The organism is Streptomyces sp. NBC_01549 (assembly GCF_026339955.1).
Classification (GTDB): Bacteria; Actinomycetota; Actinomycetes; order Streptomycetales; family Streptomycetaceae; genus Streptomyces.
In genome coordinates, this window is record NZ_JAPEPW010000001.1 from 1,784,421 (window position 1) to 1,798,949 (window position 14,529).

Annotated in this window: 13 protein-coding genes; 2 read left to right on the forward strand and 11 right to left on the reverse strand. The window is 69.7% G+C overall.

What is annotated here, in order from left to right; translation table 11 throughout:
• The first annotated feature begins 98 nt into the window (after positions 1–98).
• Positions 99–2,534, forward strand: coding sequence for a SpoIIE family protein phosphatase (locus tag OG819_RS07630; protein WP_266648599.1), 2,436 nt, complete (start codon positions 99–101; stop codon positions 2,532–2,534).
• A 75-nt stretch (positions 2,535–2,609) separates the two neighbouring features.
• On the opposite strand, the gene OG819_RS07635 is transcribed toward OG819_RS07630, so the two are convergent.
• Positions 2,610–3,089, reverse strand: a complete 480-nt coding sequence (locus tag OG819_RS07635; protein WP_266628026.1) for a hypothetical protein — start codon at positions 3,087–3,089, stop codon at positions 2,610–2,612.
• A 91-nt stretch (positions 3,090–3,180) separates the two neighbouring features.
• Between OG819_RS07635 and OG819_RS07640 the strand changes: the two genes are divergently transcribed.
• Positions 3,181–3,546, forward strand: a complete 366-nt coding sequence (locus OG819_RS07640; protein ID WP_266648601.1) for a MerR family transcriptional regulator — start codon at positions 3,181–3,183, stop codon at positions 3,544–3,546.
• A gap of 91 nt (positions 3,547–3,637) precedes the next feature.
• Here OG819_RS07640 and OG819_RS07645 read toward each other — a convergent pair whose 3' ends face one another.
• The 10 genes from OG819_RS07645 to OG819_RS07690 form a co-directional block, all read right to left on the reverse strand.
• Positions 3,638–5,446: a S8 family serine peptidase gene (locus OG819_RS07645; RefSeq protein WP_266628024.1), complete on the reverse strand. Its 1,809-nt coding sequence runs from the start codon at positions 5,444–5,446 to the stop codon at positions 3,638–3,640.
• A gap of 73 nt (positions 5,447–5,519) precedes the next feature.
• Entirely contained in the window at positions 5,520–6,017 is a 498-nt protein-coding gene (locus OG819_RS07650; protein WP_266648603.1) for a hypothetical protein, read from the reverse strand.
• A 137-nt stretch (positions 6,018–6,154) separates the two neighbouring features.
• Positions 6,155–7,549: a hypothetical protein gene (locus OG819_RS07655; protein WP_266648605.1), complete on the reverse strand. Its 1,395-nt coding sequence runs from the start codon at positions 7,547–7,549 to the stop codon at positions 6,155–6,157.
• A 183-nt stretch (positions 7,550–7,732) separates the two neighbouring features.
• The gene (locus OG819_RS07660; RefSeq protein WP_266652607.1) at positions 7,733–8,281 is read right to left on the reverse strand and encodes a DUF3455 domain-containing protein; all 549 of its coding nucleotides are present in this window, start codon (positions 8,279–8,281) and stop codon (positions 7,733–7,735) included.
• A 224-nt stretch (positions 8,282–8,505) separates the two neighbouring features.
• The gene (locus tag OG819_RS07665) at positions 8,506–9,720 is read right to left on the reverse strand and encodes a cytochrome P450 (protein ID WP_266648607.1); all 1,215 of its coding nucleotides are present in this window, start codon (positions 9,718–9,720) and stop codon (positions 8,506–8,508) included.
• A gap of 50 nt (positions 9,721–9,770) precedes the next feature.
• The gene (locus OG819_RS07670) at positions 9,771–11,165 is read right to left on the reverse strand and encodes an NAD(P)/FAD-dependent oxidoreductase (RefSeq protein WP_266628016.1); all 1,395 of its coding nucleotides are present in this window, start codon (positions 11,163–11,165) and stop codon (positions 9,771–9,773) included.
• A complete protein-coding gene (locus OG819_RS07675; protein ID WP_266585255.1) occupies positions 11,162–11,389 on the reverse strand; it encodes a ferredoxin in 228 nt (75 codons plus the stop codon). Before OG819_RS07675 ends, OG819_RS07670 begins: the two co-directional genes overlap by 4 nt.
• 54 nt (positions 11,390–11,443) lie before the next feature.
• On the reverse strand, positions 11,444–11,878 hold the full coding sequence (locus OG819_RS07680) for a GAP family protein (protein WP_266648609.1): 435 nt from the start codon (positions 11,876–11,878) through the stop codon (positions 11,444–11,446).
• Between the two features lie 156 nt (positions 11,879–12,034).
• Positions 12,035–12,511, reverse strand: a complete 477-nt coding sequence (locus tag OG819_RS07685) for a hypothetical protein (RefSeq protein WP_266648610.1) — start codon at positions 12,509–12,511, stop codon at positions 12,035–12,037.
• Positions 12,512–12,810: 299 nt separating this feature from the next.
• A complete protein-coding gene (locus OG819_RS07690; protein WP_266628013.1) occupies positions 12,811–14,451 on the reverse strand; it encodes a multicopper oxidase family protein in 1,641 nt (546 codons plus the stop codon).
• Positions 14,452–14,529 lie beyond the last annotated feature (78 nt).

Below are 14,529 nucleotides of genomic sequence, written 5' to 3' on the forward strand. Positions count from 1 at the left end.
AGCAGCTCCACTCCGCCGGACCGCCGGGCCGAGAGGAACGGGTCGCGAACGGAGACCGCGGGGAGGAACATCGGAATCACGTAGGCAAGGTGGTGGCTATGGGGACGCCGTCGATGCATTTCAGCGAGAGTCCTGAGGATCCGTTCGCCCTCGGGCGTGGCGCCTCGGCCGCGCTCGACGATCAGGGCACCGTGGTCGGCTGGAGCGTACGTGCACAGGAGTTGCTGGGCTATCCGGCCAAGGAAGTGATCGGACGGGCGTGGCAGGACCTCCTGGTCGACGCTCGTGACCTGCCTGTCGCGCGGTCCGTCGTCGTGGACGCCATGAGGACGGGCGGCTGGTTCGGGGTCCTGCCCGTCCGGCACCGCGACGGACGGCGGGTGGAGATGGGATTCCGGGCCCGCGCGATCACGCGGGACGGGGACCGTCAGGAGTGGGTCCTGGTCGGAGCCCCCGCCGCGGAGGTCAGTGCCTGGCAGCGGGACCGTGCGCTGCTGGACGGCCTGTACCGCCGGTCCCCGATCGGTCTGGTCACTTACGGCCCGGACAGGACGGTGACGCGGGTCAACCGTGCGGTCGAAAAGGCGAGCGGTGTCCCGGCCGAGGCGCCGGTGGGCCGTCTCCCCCGCGAGTTCATGGTCGACGAGGACGCGGGTCCGGCCGAGGAGCGGGTGCGGCACGTCCTGGAGACCGGCGAGCCGTTGATCTTCACGGAGCAGTCCGCCCGGGCGCGCCACGATCCAGGTCGGGAACGGATCGTGTCCGTCTCGGCGTTCCGGATGGAAGACCCTTCGGGCCGGGTTCTCGGCGTGGCCGAGACGATCGAGGACGTGACCGACCGCCACCGGGCCCAACGCAGGCTCGCCCTGCTGAACGAGGCAAGCGCCCGGATCGGAACCTCCCTGGACGTGACACAGACCGCTCGGGAACTGGCCGAGGTGGTCGGCCAGGGCCTGGCCGACCACTGCTCGGTGGACCTCCTCAAGCCGGTGACACTGGGTGACGAACCGGTTTCCGGTATGTCGGGCCCGCTGCTCCGAGCTGCCCTCTCACCCCCAGAACACCGCGTCCCCTTCCAGGAAGGCGATGTGGTCCCGCTGCTTCCGGAATCTCCGCAGGCGCGGTGCCTGTTCGAGCGTCGCCCGGTTCTCGAAGGACGGCTGTCCCTCCGCCCCGAGTGGTACGCCATGGACCGGCGGCGGGTCGAGATCGCCCTGGGGCTCGGAGTTCACTCGCTGATCGCGGTGCCCCTGGTCGCGCGGGGTCTGGTTCTGGGCGTAGTGAGCCTGTGGCGATCGCGCCATTCGGAGCCTTTCGAGGACGACGATGCCGCCGTGGCCCAGGAGCTTTCCTCGCGCGCGGCCGTCTGCATCGACAACGCACGCCGCTTCACCCAGCAGCAGAGCGCCGCCCTGACTCTGCAGCGCAGTCTGCTGCCGAGCGCGGCGCCCGATCTGCCGGCCGTCGAGGTGGCCTGCCGATACCTCCCAGCGAGTGGTGAACCGGGCATCGGCGGTGACTGGTTCGACGTGATCCCGTTGTCAGGAGCCCGGGTCGCCCTCGTTGTGGGAGACGTGGTCGGCCACGGGATCCACGCCGCGGCCTCGATGGGCCGCCTGCGCGCCGCCGTGCGCACCCTGGCCAGCCTCGACCTGGAACCGGACGAGGTGGTGGCGCGGCTGGACGATCTGGTCAGTCTGCTGGCCGCCGAGCTGGAGGCGAACAGCGACGGCGACGGGTCGGCGATCGAGCAGATGATCGGGGCCACCTGCGTCTACGCGGTCTACGATCCGGTCTCCCGGCACTGCTCCCTGGCACGCGCCGGCCACCCGGCACCGGTGGTGACCACGCCGGACGGCGAGGTCACCGTGCTCGACCTGCCCGCGGGCCCACCGCTCGGACTGGGTGGACTGCCGTTCGAGACGTACGACCTCGACCTCCCCGAGGGAAGCCTGCTCACGCCCTACACCAACGGTCTTCTGGAGGCGCGCAACGGCGACATCGACGCCGCGCTGGAGCACCTGCACGAATATCTCTCCCACTCCGCCGATCCCCTGGACAGCACCTGCCATGCCGTGGTCGAAGCGCTGCTGCCCAAGGAGCACCTCCCCACCGACGACATCGCGCTGCTCATCGCCCGTACCCGGGTGCTGCCCCGCCAGGATGTCGCCGCATGGCAGCTGCCCTTGGAAGCGACCGCCGCCGCCCGTGCCAGGCAGCTGACCACGGCGAAACTGGCCGAATGGGGGCTGACGGAACTGGCCTTCACCACCGAACTGGTCGCCAGCGAGCTCGTCACCAACGCCTACCGGTACGCGGCCGGCCCCGTCACCCTGCGCCTCATCCGTACGCAATGCCTGATCTGCGAGGTGTCCGACGCCAGCCACACTTCCCCTCATCTGCGACGGGCCCTCAGCACGGACGAGGGCGGCCGAGGACTCTTCCTGGTCGCGCAGCTCACGGAGCGGTGGGGCACCCGCTACGCCCACGACGGCAAGACCGTCTGGACGGAGCAGCCACTGCCGCACGCATGACCCGCGACGGAGTTCCACACCCACCACACGGCTGTTCGCCGACCGGCGCCCGTGGGAACGCGGCTGCGCCGGGTGTCATCGGCCCTCTGCGTCGAGTGGATGTCCGACGGCCGGGCCGGCTTGGGTGTTCAGCAGGTTCGTGGTCCGGTGTCGCCACCACGGCACGAGTTGGACGAGGCCGAACATCACCTCGACGCCGAAGAACAGCCACAGCAGCCGCGTGGCACCGTGGGCCAGCGCGTACGACTGCCACGCCGCGAACAGCGTGCGCGCGATGCCGTCGAGCAGTCCGTGCAAGGCCAGCGGCCGGACGATGCGCAGGACGGCCCAGACGACCACGACCGAGCCCATCAGATTCGCGTACAGGACCTGCACGGGGTCGAGTTCGGGCAGGGCGCCCAGCCCGAGTGCGTTGCCCGACGACGACAGCGCATCGTGCACCAGCGTGTACGTCCACGGCGTCGCGAAGCCCGCGGTGACGACGAGGTCGTACCAGGCGCTCGCGCGTACGACGCGAAGATAGGAGGGACGTTCGGGGGCGATGGTCCGGATCACGATGAGGCTCCGACGGGTCTCGGGACGGCGACGCCTCACGGTAAACAGTGGAGTACGGTCCAAGGTCAAGCCCACCAACCGACGGAGGGGCATGCGTATCGGAGAGCTGGCCGCGCAGGCGGGCATGAGCAGGGACACCATTCGGTTCTACGAGAGGGTCGGCCTCGTCTCGGGTCGGCGGCTGGCCAACGGTTATCGCGACTTCCCGCCCGAGGCGGTGCCCTGGCTGCACTACGTCCGCACCGCGCAGACGCTCGGGTTCTCGCTGGCGGAGATCGCGCGGCACGGCGAGGAGCTGCGGGAGGCGCCGGACTCCGCGGCGGCACTGTCCGTGCTGTTCGAGCAGAAGATCCAGGTCATCGACGCCCGCATGGCCGAACTCGCCACCCTGCGGGCCGAACTCGCTACACGTGTCGACACCAGGTGCCCGTTGCGGGCGGCCGGCCGGCCGAGCTGACCAAGAGGCGGAGGCGTCGCGGGCAAGTGGAACGGCGCCCGTCCTCTTGAGGCGGGCGCCGTTGTGTGTGCTTGTCGTTGTGGGCGTGGGCCTAGCCGACCATGGACGAGGCGTACGGGGACAAGGCCGGAGCGAGTTGGACTCCGAGGGCCAGGCCGAGGGCGACGAGCGCGTCGGGGAGGCCGCGTCCGACGCGGGCCGCCTCCATCGTGCCGGGGGCAGCCAACGGGCGGCAGCTGCCGGCGATGATGTCGAACAGGCGCTGCACCCGGCCGGGTCCGCGGGGCAGCAGTTGACCGTGGAAGTCCTCGTGGTGGGCGAGAACGAGGGCGGCAAGACCGGCGACGTGAGCCGACGCCGTGCCGGTGCCGTCGACAGCCGTGTATCCGCCGAGCGGCGAGCACGACAGGACTGCCACGCCGGGGGCAGCCGCGTCGACGCCGGGGCCGTAGCAGCTGAACGGCGCGGCGAACAGCCCTTCCGGTGTCAGCTGGGGGCCCGAATGGGTGGCTTGGGATGTGTCCGGCGGGTAGGTCCCGAAGACTCCCAGGGCGCCCACGGTGAACACGGTGGGCAGCGAGCCCGGGAAGGCGACCGGTCCGGCCGTGTCGCCCGCCGGGGCGACACAGGCGATACCCGCCGCGTTGGCATCGGCGAGTTTGCGTGAGACCAGGGCCGACGAGTACGGGGTCGCCACCGCGATATGGGCGATGTCGACCTCGTGTTCGATGCAGTAGTCCAGAGCGGCGATCATGTCGCTGAAGCAGCCGTCGGGCACGACCTGACAGACATCGATCTCCGCGTCGACCGCGATGCCGATGACACCCATGCCGGTGTCCGCCCCGGCGATGACGCCCGCCGCGTGCGTACCGGTGCCCACCGGGTCGTGGGCCCAGCCCTCTTCCGTGCCGCGTACGAGATCGGCCCCGGAGCGCACGCGTTGTTTGAGATCGGGGTGTTCGGCGGCGACACCCGAACCGATGACCGCGATCTTGACCCCGAAGGCACGGAACGTGGGAGGCAGCCGGTCCAGCCGCATGGCCTGCTGGCCCCAGCCGTACTGCTGTCTCTCTTCCAGCCCCGGGTAGACCTTGGCCAGCGGGGTCAGGGTGACCAGGTTCTCCCGGGTCACCGACAGGTCCGGGCGATGGATCCAGCGGTCCGCGTATCCACCCGCGGGCCGGACGTACAGGGACTGAATGGACTGGGGGGTCTCCGTGGCCAGCATGACGGTGACCGTCCCGTCGGCCCCGGTGAGGCCCTGGCCCGGCCATGACGCCCCGATCAGGAACACCCCCGCGCCGGCCAGCGGTTCGCCGTCCGGACCGCTGACGCGCAGCGAGATCGCCACCGGTTCTTCCAGCGCCGCGACCAGCCCTGGATCACGCAGCGGCAGGATCCCCGCGGTCGGCACGGCGGCGGGTCCGATTCCGGACAGCGGCAGGTCCGGCTCGATGTGCACGTGCAGCGACCGCATCGCCGGCACTTGGGCCTCGGCCGCCTCGATGACCGCGATCTCCGGACAGGAGGGAGGCAGTCCGCCCGATTGGGCCTTCTCCGACGGCCGGAGCCTGCGGATCACCTTGACCTCGGGCATCCGGTCCAGTTGGTCACACACCGCGTCCATGCTGAGTTCGGGCACTCCCGGCGGGAGCAGATGCTGCGGCAGCGGTGTCACCATGTACCGCTCCCGGCGCGGCTGTACCGGGAGCGGTGACTGCGCGCCCTTCTTGCTCGGCCCCGTTTGCCCAGCCTCGGATCCGGGACCGCCCACGCCCGCACCCTCGGCCCCGCTCTCGCTGCTGTTTCCGGGCCTTTCCTTGACCATCACGTCCACCTTCACCACGTCTACGTCGTCGTTGTGCTCCTGATCCGGCGGCGGGGCGGCTCGCGCGTCCACGATCTCGCGTTTCCACGGTGATGCGGTGTGCCCGGAGACTGCTCCGGGCACACCGCATCACGCCGCCCTATGGTCAGCCGATACCGTACGGCTGGCCCATCTGGCCCGTCTGGCCGAAGCCGAAGCCAGGCTGCTGGTACTGCTGGAACGGCTGGCCGAACGACTGCTGGCCGAACCCACCACCCCACTGCTGGCCCTGCTGGCCCTGCTGGCCCTGCTGGCTCTGGTGGCCCTGCTGACCCTGCTGGCTCTGCTGGAGCAGCGCCACGATCGCGGTCGGCAGCGCCTGCTGAACGGACTGTTCCACAGCCTGCTGAATGCCCGTGTGCAGCGAGCGGTGCAGCGCGAGAGCCAGGTACGGGTGCGCCTGCTGGGCCAGGCCCTGCTGCTGGAGCTGCTGCTGGATCTGCTGGATCTGCTGGAACGTCTGCTGCAGTCGCTGCGCGACCTGCTGGCTCGTCTGCTGACACGCCTGCTGGATCGCCTGCTGGACCACCTGGGCGATCTGCTGCGAGCCGCCCATCTGCTGGCCGAACTGCTGGAGGGGTTGAGTACCGGTCATCACCGACATGAATGCTCCATTCGATGGCACCACGGGGGAAGCCGACATAAGGATTTTATGCCGCCTTGTCGGACTATCCGACGACCTGAAGCTAAGGCGAGCGCGCCCCCACCGCAATCCGACGACCGCACTCGGGGAAGCATCCGTCAGCGTGGGATGCCCGCATCGTCGAGGTGTCGGTGCATGACTTCCGTAGGAAGGCTCGGGTTGCTGAGGGCGTGGGAGGAGGTCTCCGGGTTCCCGCAGCTTCGGAGGATGAGGTCGACGGGCAGCGCGGGGTGCGCGGCCGCCATGGCACGGACACGATCGTCGGGGTCGGCAAGCAAGCGGACCACGGTTTCGACGGGCGCCTGGGCGTCGAGCCCCACCAGCCACCGTTTCTCTGGATCCGGGTCGTCGGCGAAGCGTTGTCCGCTGCCCGCGCCCGGGAAGTTCGGGTGGCGCAGCAGATCGCCCTTGGTGATGACCTCGCAGTCCAGATACGTCTGCAGCACCACCTCGCCGTCGACGGTCGGTTGGTTCTCGCACAGCAGGAGCCGTACGGGGTAGTCGTCGTCCTTCGCGAGCAGGTCGACGGCGTCGGAAGGCAGGTGCCGGCTGCACGCGGCGCTGCGTCGTAGCAGGGTGTTGGCCGACTTGGCGCATTGGCGCAAGACGTCGGGATCGGCGCAGAGGCGAACCCATTCGACGGGGTAGAGCCGGTCGGACGGGCTGATGGTGACGCGAATGGCGCTACGTTCGGACTCCGTCAGCTCGGGTCGTACCGATACCGCCAGCCGGACACTGTGCGCGTCGTCGTTCGCCAACGTCCGGACCATGCCGATGGGAACGTTGAGGTTGGCCGCCAGTTCCCGCCGGTCCTCCTCTTCGGTGCTTGCCGCGAGCCGTTCGGCGGTCGCCGTGCTCATGGCGCCGTACCGGATCACGTCCTGCCTGGCGAAGCGACCGATTCCCGCGTCGAGAAGAAGGTCCGTGCAGTCCGCGTCATCGCGGCAGGCCTCCATCATGGCCGCCTGACGTACTTCGTCATCGGCGTCGCACAGCAGGCGACTTCGGGTGTCCTCGGAAAGTGAACTCCACTGGCGGCAGGCTGCCTGCCGAAGGTCCGCGTCCTGGTGGTCGGCGAGCCCCGCGACCAGGCTCGCAGCCGCGTGGCGGCAGAAGGCCGCGCTCCGGCGGACCAGTTGTCGCGGATCGGCAAGCAGTCGCTGCTGAGTGGACAGGGGCAGTGGCCGCGCGGGGATGCGGAACCATTCGGGTCCGATGGCCAGAGAACGGCGGACACGTGGATCGGGATCGGCTATGAGCCGGGCGCGTTGTTCCGGCGTCGCCGCGGGGTTCCCGGCGAACACCGTCCGCAGCCTGTGGTCGGGATGCCTGACGATGGCGTCGACCACCTCGTCCGGCAGAGCGCGCCAGGCGATCGTGTCCCAGGCCGCGATGGCTTCCTGGTACAGCAGCCTGGTCAGTACCTCGGCCGGCGCCGCGGGATTTCGCGCGATCGCGGCAAGGGTCTCCCGGTGGCCGCGGTCTCCGTACATGGCGCCCCTCCCTGTCCGCCAACGAGCCTCGCGGGCCTGCGGATTGTGTGCATGTCGCGCGTACGAGGTCGACGTCGGCGATCACGCTTGCGAGGCGGTCCTGGCGGACGGGGAGGGGCGGGGCGGGGTTCCTCGAGATCGCCCCAAGGGCCCCTGCCGTTCCTGCCGTTGCTCGTTACCGCATCACTTGGCGGGCTTGTAGAAGGCGTAGGTGGCGGAGTAGCGGACGCTGACCTGGTCGGTTCCAGTGCAGGCGGTGGTGGGGGCGACGCCGCCGTGGGTGTTGAGGCGCTGGATGTAGGAGACGTCGGCGAAGACCCCGGTGCCGCGCGTGGCGGTGGACTTCAGGAGGAGCTCGGGGATGGCGCCGGTCTTGGGGGAGTTGGCGACGGCGGCCCCGTTGACGGCGCTGCCGTCCACCGTGGACACCCAGACGGGGCCGCGGGAGTGGAGGGCGACGGGGCGGTGGGAGCGGTCGTTCTTGGCCCAGAGGGTGGCGGCGGGCTCCAGGAGCGTCCAGGCGCCGTTGGCGCCGCAGGTGTAGGTCTGGACGCCCGCGGCGGAGAAGACGCCGGTGAGCCGGTTGCCGTCGGGGACCTTCAGCGCGGCGGGAGCGTCGACGCGGGCGGGCTGCGAGGCCGCGGCCTGGCCGGACGTCGCGCCGAAGAGGGTGGCGGCGGTCACGGCGGCAAGCGCCGTGGTGGTCAGGACGGGACGCTTGGCGAGCTTCATCGGGTGTGTCTCCAGAACGTTCGGCAGCCGGGGCGTCCTTGTCGAGATCACCCACGCCCCATGGGTAGGGAGTATCACCGGATGAGTTTCGGCTTGGCGAGGGACTATGGGGCACGCCCACGGTCATGCCGCCGAGGACTCGGGGACGTCCGCCGTGCCCTGGGAGCGGCCCCTGAACGTGGGGGGACTCTGAGGATTCGTCAGCGCGTGGTGTCGGTTCGGCGTCAGTTCTGGTCGACGAGCAGGTGGATGGGGCCTCGTAGGACCGGGCTGGGCCGGTACGGGGGTGGGTCGGTGACCAGGCTGAGGCCGTCCAGGCGGCGTACCAGTTCGGTCAGGGCGATCTGGGTTTCCAGCCGAGCCATGGGGCCGCCGAAGCACAGATGGATGCCGCTGCCGAAGCCGAGGTGCTGGTTGTCCTGGCGATCGGGGTCGAAGCGGTCGGGATCGTGGAAGCGGTCCGGATCGCGGCTGCCCGAGGCGAGCATGAGCATGATCTGCGAGCCCTTGGGGATGACGGTGTCGCCGACGGAGATGTCGCTGTACGCCGCCCGCCACGGAATGATGTGCACGGGGGGCTCGTAGCGCAGCAGTTCCTCGACCAGTGGTACGACCAGGTCCGGTTCGGCGCGCAGGCGTTGCAGCACCTCGGGGTGGCGCAGCAGCGTCAGCATGCCGTTGGTGATGAGGTTGACGGTGGTCTCGTGGCCGGCGATGAGCAGCAGGTTGGCGGTGCTGACGATTTCGGCGTCGGTCATCCGCCCTTCGGGCCCGTCGTCGTTGGCCAGCCGGGTCAGGAGGTCGTCGCCCGGCCGGCCGTGGCGTTGTTCCAGCAGCCCGCCGAGGTACTGGCGCAGGTCTTTGGTGGCCTGCACGCCGTTGTCCAGTTTCTCCTGCGGGTCGGTCCTGGGGTTGTAGTCGATCGAGTCGATGATGGCGTTCACCCACACGTGGAACCGTGGTTCGTCCTCGCGCGGCACGCCGAGCAGGTGGCAGATCACGGTGACGGGGAACGGGTAGGCGAAGTCGTCGACGATGTCGATCCGCTGCTTGCCCTCGAAGTCGTCGATCAGGCCGCTGACGATGGCCCTCAGGTCGGGTTCCATGCCGCTGACCAGCCGCGGGGTGTGCGGGGGGCCGAAGTGACGCATCGCCAGGCGGCGCAGACGGTCGTGCTCGGGCGGGTCGACGTTGATGAACGACGGCGTGGTCCGTGCCTCCGCCGCGGCCATCGGATGCGCCAGGTTGCGGACGTCGGAGCTCAGGTGGGGGTTGTGCAGGATGTCGGCGAGCTCGCGGTAGGTGCTGATGACGTAGCTGCCGTCCTCCTGCAGGGCCACCGGCGTCCTGCGCAGCTCGGCGTAGAGCGGGTACGGGTCGGCCCGGGCGGAGTAGTCGAGGATCCGAGGCAGGATGTCGGGCGTCTGGATCGTGGTCATGTCGCTTTCCCTCCTGTTCCCTCCTACCGGTGGTGCTGCCGCAAGGCGGCTTACCGGTGGTGCTGCCGCAAGGCGGTGACGCGCCGCTCTCCCGGGTCATGGCCGGTGACGACCACCGTGGCGCCCTGGGCGAGCAGAGTGGGGCCGGGGAAGTCGACGGGCACCGGTTTCGCGTCGAGGGGCTGGTCGGGCGTGGGGCAGGGAGGCGGGAAGGGCGCCGCCGTCTCGATCAGCCGCCGGTAGTGGTCCAGCCACTTCGCATTGTTGAAGCTGACGGCGGCGGTGACGCGGCCCTGGTAGCCGTATGCGGCGACGAAGCGGTGGTCGGCCACGGATCCCTGGGTGACGACGACCTCGTCGGCGTAGGTCGGTACACCGACGGACTTGATGTTGACGCCGAACTGGATCGACCAGAACGTCGGGATGGACAGGTGCGGCCAGCGGTCCGCCTGGGCGCTGAGCATGTTGTGCGCCGCGATCTCGGCCTGCTCCACGGCGTTGGCCCAGTGCTCCAGCGAGATGAACCGGTACTCGTAGATCGGGTTCGGGCTGCGTGCCACGTCTCCGGCGACGAAGATGTCGTCGGTGACCAGGCCGTTGAGGTCGAAGGCGCGGCAGCCCGCGTCGCAGGCGACTCCCCATACGCCGACCGCCAGTCCCGAGTCGCGCAGCCACTCGGTGTTGCGGATGCCCCCGAGCGCCACCACCACCACGTCGGCGTCGACGGAACTGCCGTCGGAGAAGTGGGCGCGGCGAACCCGCCCCTGCGCGTCGCCCTCCAGCTGGGTGACCTTGACACCGCAGCGCAGGTCGACGCCATGGGAGCGCTGCATGTCCGCCGCGATCTCGCCGATCATGGCGCCGAGTCCCCCGACCAGTGGGTACGGCGCGAGTTCGGCGACGGTCACCGGGATGTCGCGCTCGCGGCAGATGGAGGCGATCTCGGAGCCGGTGAAGCCCGCGCCGATGATCAGTACGCGGGAGGGCCCGGCGGCGACCGCCCGCTGCAGACCGGCGGCGTCCTCGCGCGTGCGGACCACGAAGACGCCGTCCAGCGCCGCCTCGGCCTCGACGGGCCAGGGCCGGGCCCGTACCCCGGTGGAGATCAGCATGCGGTCGAAGGAAATCGTCCGGCCGTCGGCGAGCCGCACATGGTTGTTCACCAGGTCCAGTCCGTCGGCAGGGACGCCCAGGAGCCACTCCGCGTCGATGTCACGGCGCCGTGGCAGTGTGGTGCCGTCGGCCGGCACCCATCCGGTCAGTACCTGCTTGGACAGCGGTGGGCGGTCGTAGGGCTCTCCCAACTCGTCACCGATCATGGTCAGCGTCCCGGTGAACCCCTCGGCGCGCAGGGCCTCCGCGGCGCGCAGTCCCGCCAGTGACGCCCCTACGATCACGACACGGCCGTCACGCTTGAACCCCTGAAGGGTGTCGGCGGTGCTCATGACGGGGACGCCCCCACCGGCGTCTCCCGGCCTTCCAGCTGGTCGACCAGAATGGCCTGGAGCGGGCAGGCCGCCGCGGCGCGCAGCACCTGTTCGCGCTGGGTGTCGTCGGGGTTGGAGTCATACATCAGCGCTTCTTCGCCGTGCATCCGGAACGCGTCCGGAGCCAGGAACGCGCACTGCGCGTACCCCTGACACCGGGAAAGATCAACGACAACTCTCATCCCGACCTCCATTTCAGGGATCGCGAAGCCGCGGACCCTGCGGCAGCACGCTCGTCAAAGAGGTCCGCGGGAAGAATCGATCATCGCGAATGAGGCCTCGGCGTCTGCAAAACCGCCCGGAGAACCTGACCTTGCCGTCAAAAGCGTATCCCCCGGGCACGTCGTCCGCACCCGGGAAAAGGGCCGTGCGGGGGCCGTCAGGGAGTGAGGATGGAGATGCCGTCGCCGAGCAGCTTCAGCCCCATGACGAAGAACAGGACCCCCCGGCTGACTGCTGGTGGAGGAGGACGAGGAGGAACCCCGCGGTCCGACGATCGCCAGCACCGCCGCGCCCAGGACGGAGAGTCCGAGAATCCAGCCGACGGTGAAGAGGATTCCGTTGAGGCGTCCCCGAGGTGTGGCGAGTACGAGGATCATCGCGATGATCGGGAGCGGGCTGACGGCGACGGCGGCCGCGAGACCCAGGACATCACCGAGAACTTGCCCCATGGCGGCCTCCGGTAGGGGAAGGGGATCGGAGCGATCGGACCGGGCGCGGCTCGGCAGGGTGAGCAGGAGTCGACCCGGCAGCGGCACACCTCCACAGTCATCGTCGACCGCGCATCGCCCGGCCGCACGATGTGGGCGCCCAAAGGGTCCCCGGCCTCAGAACGCCTCCGTCATCCCCGCCACTCCGCCGATGAGCGCGCTGAGCAGCATCAACGCGCCCAGCGCGCCGAGCAGTACCAGGAGGCCGCGCGGTACTCGACGCCCACCGCCCTTGCCGTAGACGACCAGGATTCCCAGGAGCAGCACCATCAGGCCGAGCAAGGAGATCGCCAGCCACCCGAACGAGGACGCGGGGCCCGTCTGCTCATAGGAACCGGAGGCCACCCGCTGCAACGCGACGATGCCGCCGACGGGCAGCCGTTTGCCGATCGAGGCGTCCGGGTCCACGACGGTGCCGTCGGAGGAGCGGAAGACGCCGCTGCAGTGCGGGTACCGATGGCCCCCGACCTGTTCCCAGACGCAGGATTCGACCCGGAGATGGCCCGAGGTGCCCGCCAGGCCCGTGGCATAGGCGAAGTGCGTTCCCGCGAACCAGGTCAGGCCGATTCCCGCAACCACCAGAACGACGACCATGACCGCCGGACGGCCTGCCCGAGTTCTCTCCCTGAGCCGACCCCAGCCGTTCATCCGTTTCCCCCGAGCCAGTCCGACCGGGGCGCCGGTCCGGGCCCGGCGCCACTTCGTTCATGGTGCGTCAAGCCCGGCCCTGCCACACGCGAACGACAACGACCCGACCGCCCCTGCCGCCCGAACCGCTGCTGGGGCGGCCACGTCGGCGACCAGGAGTTCCTGGCCGCCTGGACGGCCCGCCCCGACTTCCGCGTGATCAAGTGACAGCGCGCCGATGTTCCGTATTCACCGCGCGCGGTGACTCACTTCCGGTAGCCGAGGATCGTCATCATGCCGGACTCCGAGTGGTACTGGTTGTGGCAATGGAGCATCCACAGGCCCGGGTTGTCGGCGTAGAAGTCGACGACGAGTTTGTGGTGCGGCACTACGTGGGCGGTGTCCTTGCGGGCTCCGAGCGCGCCGAAGCCGACGATGGCGAAGGTGTGGCCGTGCAGGTGCATGGGATGCCACATGTCGGTGGCGTTCATGAGGGTCAGGCGGATCTTCTCGCCCTGGCGGATCGGGTGGCGTTGCTTGATGTCGTACGGCTGGTGGTCGAAGGCCCAGTCGAACTTCTTCATCCCGCCGGTCAGCCTGATGCGCAGCTCGCGGTCCGGTTCGTCGTCGCTGAGGGCCACGGAGTCGTCCGGTACGAGGCGTCTGGCCGGGACGAGCTTGCCGTCGAGTTCGTCCGGGTGCACGGAGGGGCTGGGAAGGTCCCCGCCGCTGGTGCGCAGGACGGCCAGGGCTCTGGCGCCCTTGCCTTCGGCGAGCGCGACCAGCGGGAACACCCCGTCCTTGGCGGTGATCAGCACGTCGTAACGTTCGGCCATGCCGAGCAGCAGCGTGTCCGTGGTCGCGTGCTCGACGGGGTAGCCGTCCGTGTGCGTGATCGTCATCTCGTGGCCGCCCAGCGCCACTCGGAAGGCCGTTTCGGCGCCGGCGTTGATGATCCGCAGTCGGATGCGGTCGCCCTTGCGGGCCCGGAAGACCGAAGGAGCGTGCGCGAGACGGCCGTTGACGAGGTAGAACGGGTAGTCGACGCTGCCTCCCTCGCTGTGCAGGACGCGGCTGTAGGACTTGTGCAGGACGCGGGAGGGGCCGTGGGGCTTCTCATGGCCGGATCCGTGGTCGGAGTTGCCGTCGTGTTCGTCGCTCTCGCCCATGTCCATGTTCGCCCGCATGCCCTTGCCGTCGACCAGCTGTGCGAGCACGCCGTCCGGGTTCGAGCCGCTCACGCCGTCCACCCAGTCGTCCAGGACGACGACCCACTCCCTGTCGTAGGACAACGGCTCCCTGGGGTCCTCGACGATCAGCGGGGCGTACAGGCCGCGGTCGAGCTGCAGTCCCGAGTGCGAGTGCAGCCAGTACGTGCCCGGGTGCGTCACGGCGAAGCGGTAGGTGAAGTCGTCGCCGGGCTTGATGGAGCGCTGGGTCAGGCCCGGTACCCCGTCCATGTCGCAACGCATGCGGATACCGTGCGAGTGCAGCGTCGTGGGCACGGGCAGATGGTTGAAGAGCTTGATACCGAGGGTGTCGCCCGCCGTGATCCGCACCTCCTTGCCGGGCAGCTCGTCGCCGTACGCCCATGATCTGACGGTGCGTCCCCCCAGGTCGAGGTGGGTCTCGACGGCGTGGAGCGTGAACGATCGGAGGGGGCCGCCATCGCGTCTCCTCTCGACGGCGAGGACCTCCGGATCGGACGGGTTCACATATCCCTTGGGTCCCTTGGGGACGAAGGGCCTGCCGTCGTGGCCGCCGACTTCGCTCCCATGGTGCTCGCCGGGCCCGGGGTGCGAGCCGGGTCCGGAGGGAGAGTCGGACCCGGAGCAGCCGGCCAGGAGTCCCGAGCCGGCGGCCGCGATCGAGGCACCGAGCACGGTGCGCCGCGTAGGTGTGTGCATGAATGAATAACACACGTTTCAGGCTGATATGTCCTAGAACCCGGCACGGCGTGTCCTCCATTGGGGCAGGTCCCCACT

Coding starts and splice junctions, on each gene's coding strand:
- OG819_RS07660 (WP_266652607.1), bottom strand. CDS start 8,281: ATGAAGCTCGCCAAGCGTCCCGTCCTGACCACCACGGCGCTTGCCGCC.
- OG819_RS07665 (WP_266648607.1), bottom strand. CDS start 9,720: ATGACCACGATCCAGACGCCCGACATCCTGCCTCGGATCCTCGACTAC.
- OG819_RS07670 (WP_266628016.1), bottom strand. CDS start 11,165: ATGAGCACCGCCGACACCCTTCAGGGGTTCAAGCGTGACGGCCGTGTC.
- OG819_RS07655 (WP_266648605.1), bottom strand. CDS start 7,549: ATGTACGGAGACCGCGGCCACCGGGAGACCCTTGCCGCGATCGCGCGA.
- OG819_RS07675 (WP_266585255.1), bottom strand. CDS start 11,389: ATGAGAGTTGTCGTTGATCTTTCCCGGTGTCAGGGGTACGCGCAGTGC.
- OG819_RS07685 (WP_266648610.1), bottom strand. CDS start 12,511: ATGGTCGTCGTTCTGGTGGTTGCGGGAATCGGCCTGACCTGGTTCGCG.
- OG819_RS07690 (WP_266628013.1), bottom strand. CDS start 14,451: ATGCACACACCTACGCGGCGCACCGTGCTCGGTGCCTCGATCGCGGCC.
- OG819_RS07680 (WP_266648609.1), bottom strand. CDS start 11,878: ATGGGGCAAGTTCTCGGTGATGTCCTGGGTCTCGCGGCCGCCGTCGCC.
- OG819_RS07640 (WP_266648601.1), top strand. CDS start 3,181: ATGCGTATCGGAGAGCTGGCCGCGCAGGCGGGCATGAGCAGGGACACC.
- OG819_RS07630 (WP_266648599.1), top strand. CDS start 99: ATGGGGACGCCGTCGATGCATTTCAGCGAGAGTCCTGAGGATCCGTTC.
- OG819_RS07650 (WP_266648603.1), bottom strand. CDS start 6,017: ATGTCGGTGATGACCGGTACTCAACCCCTCCAGCAGTTCGGCCAGCAG.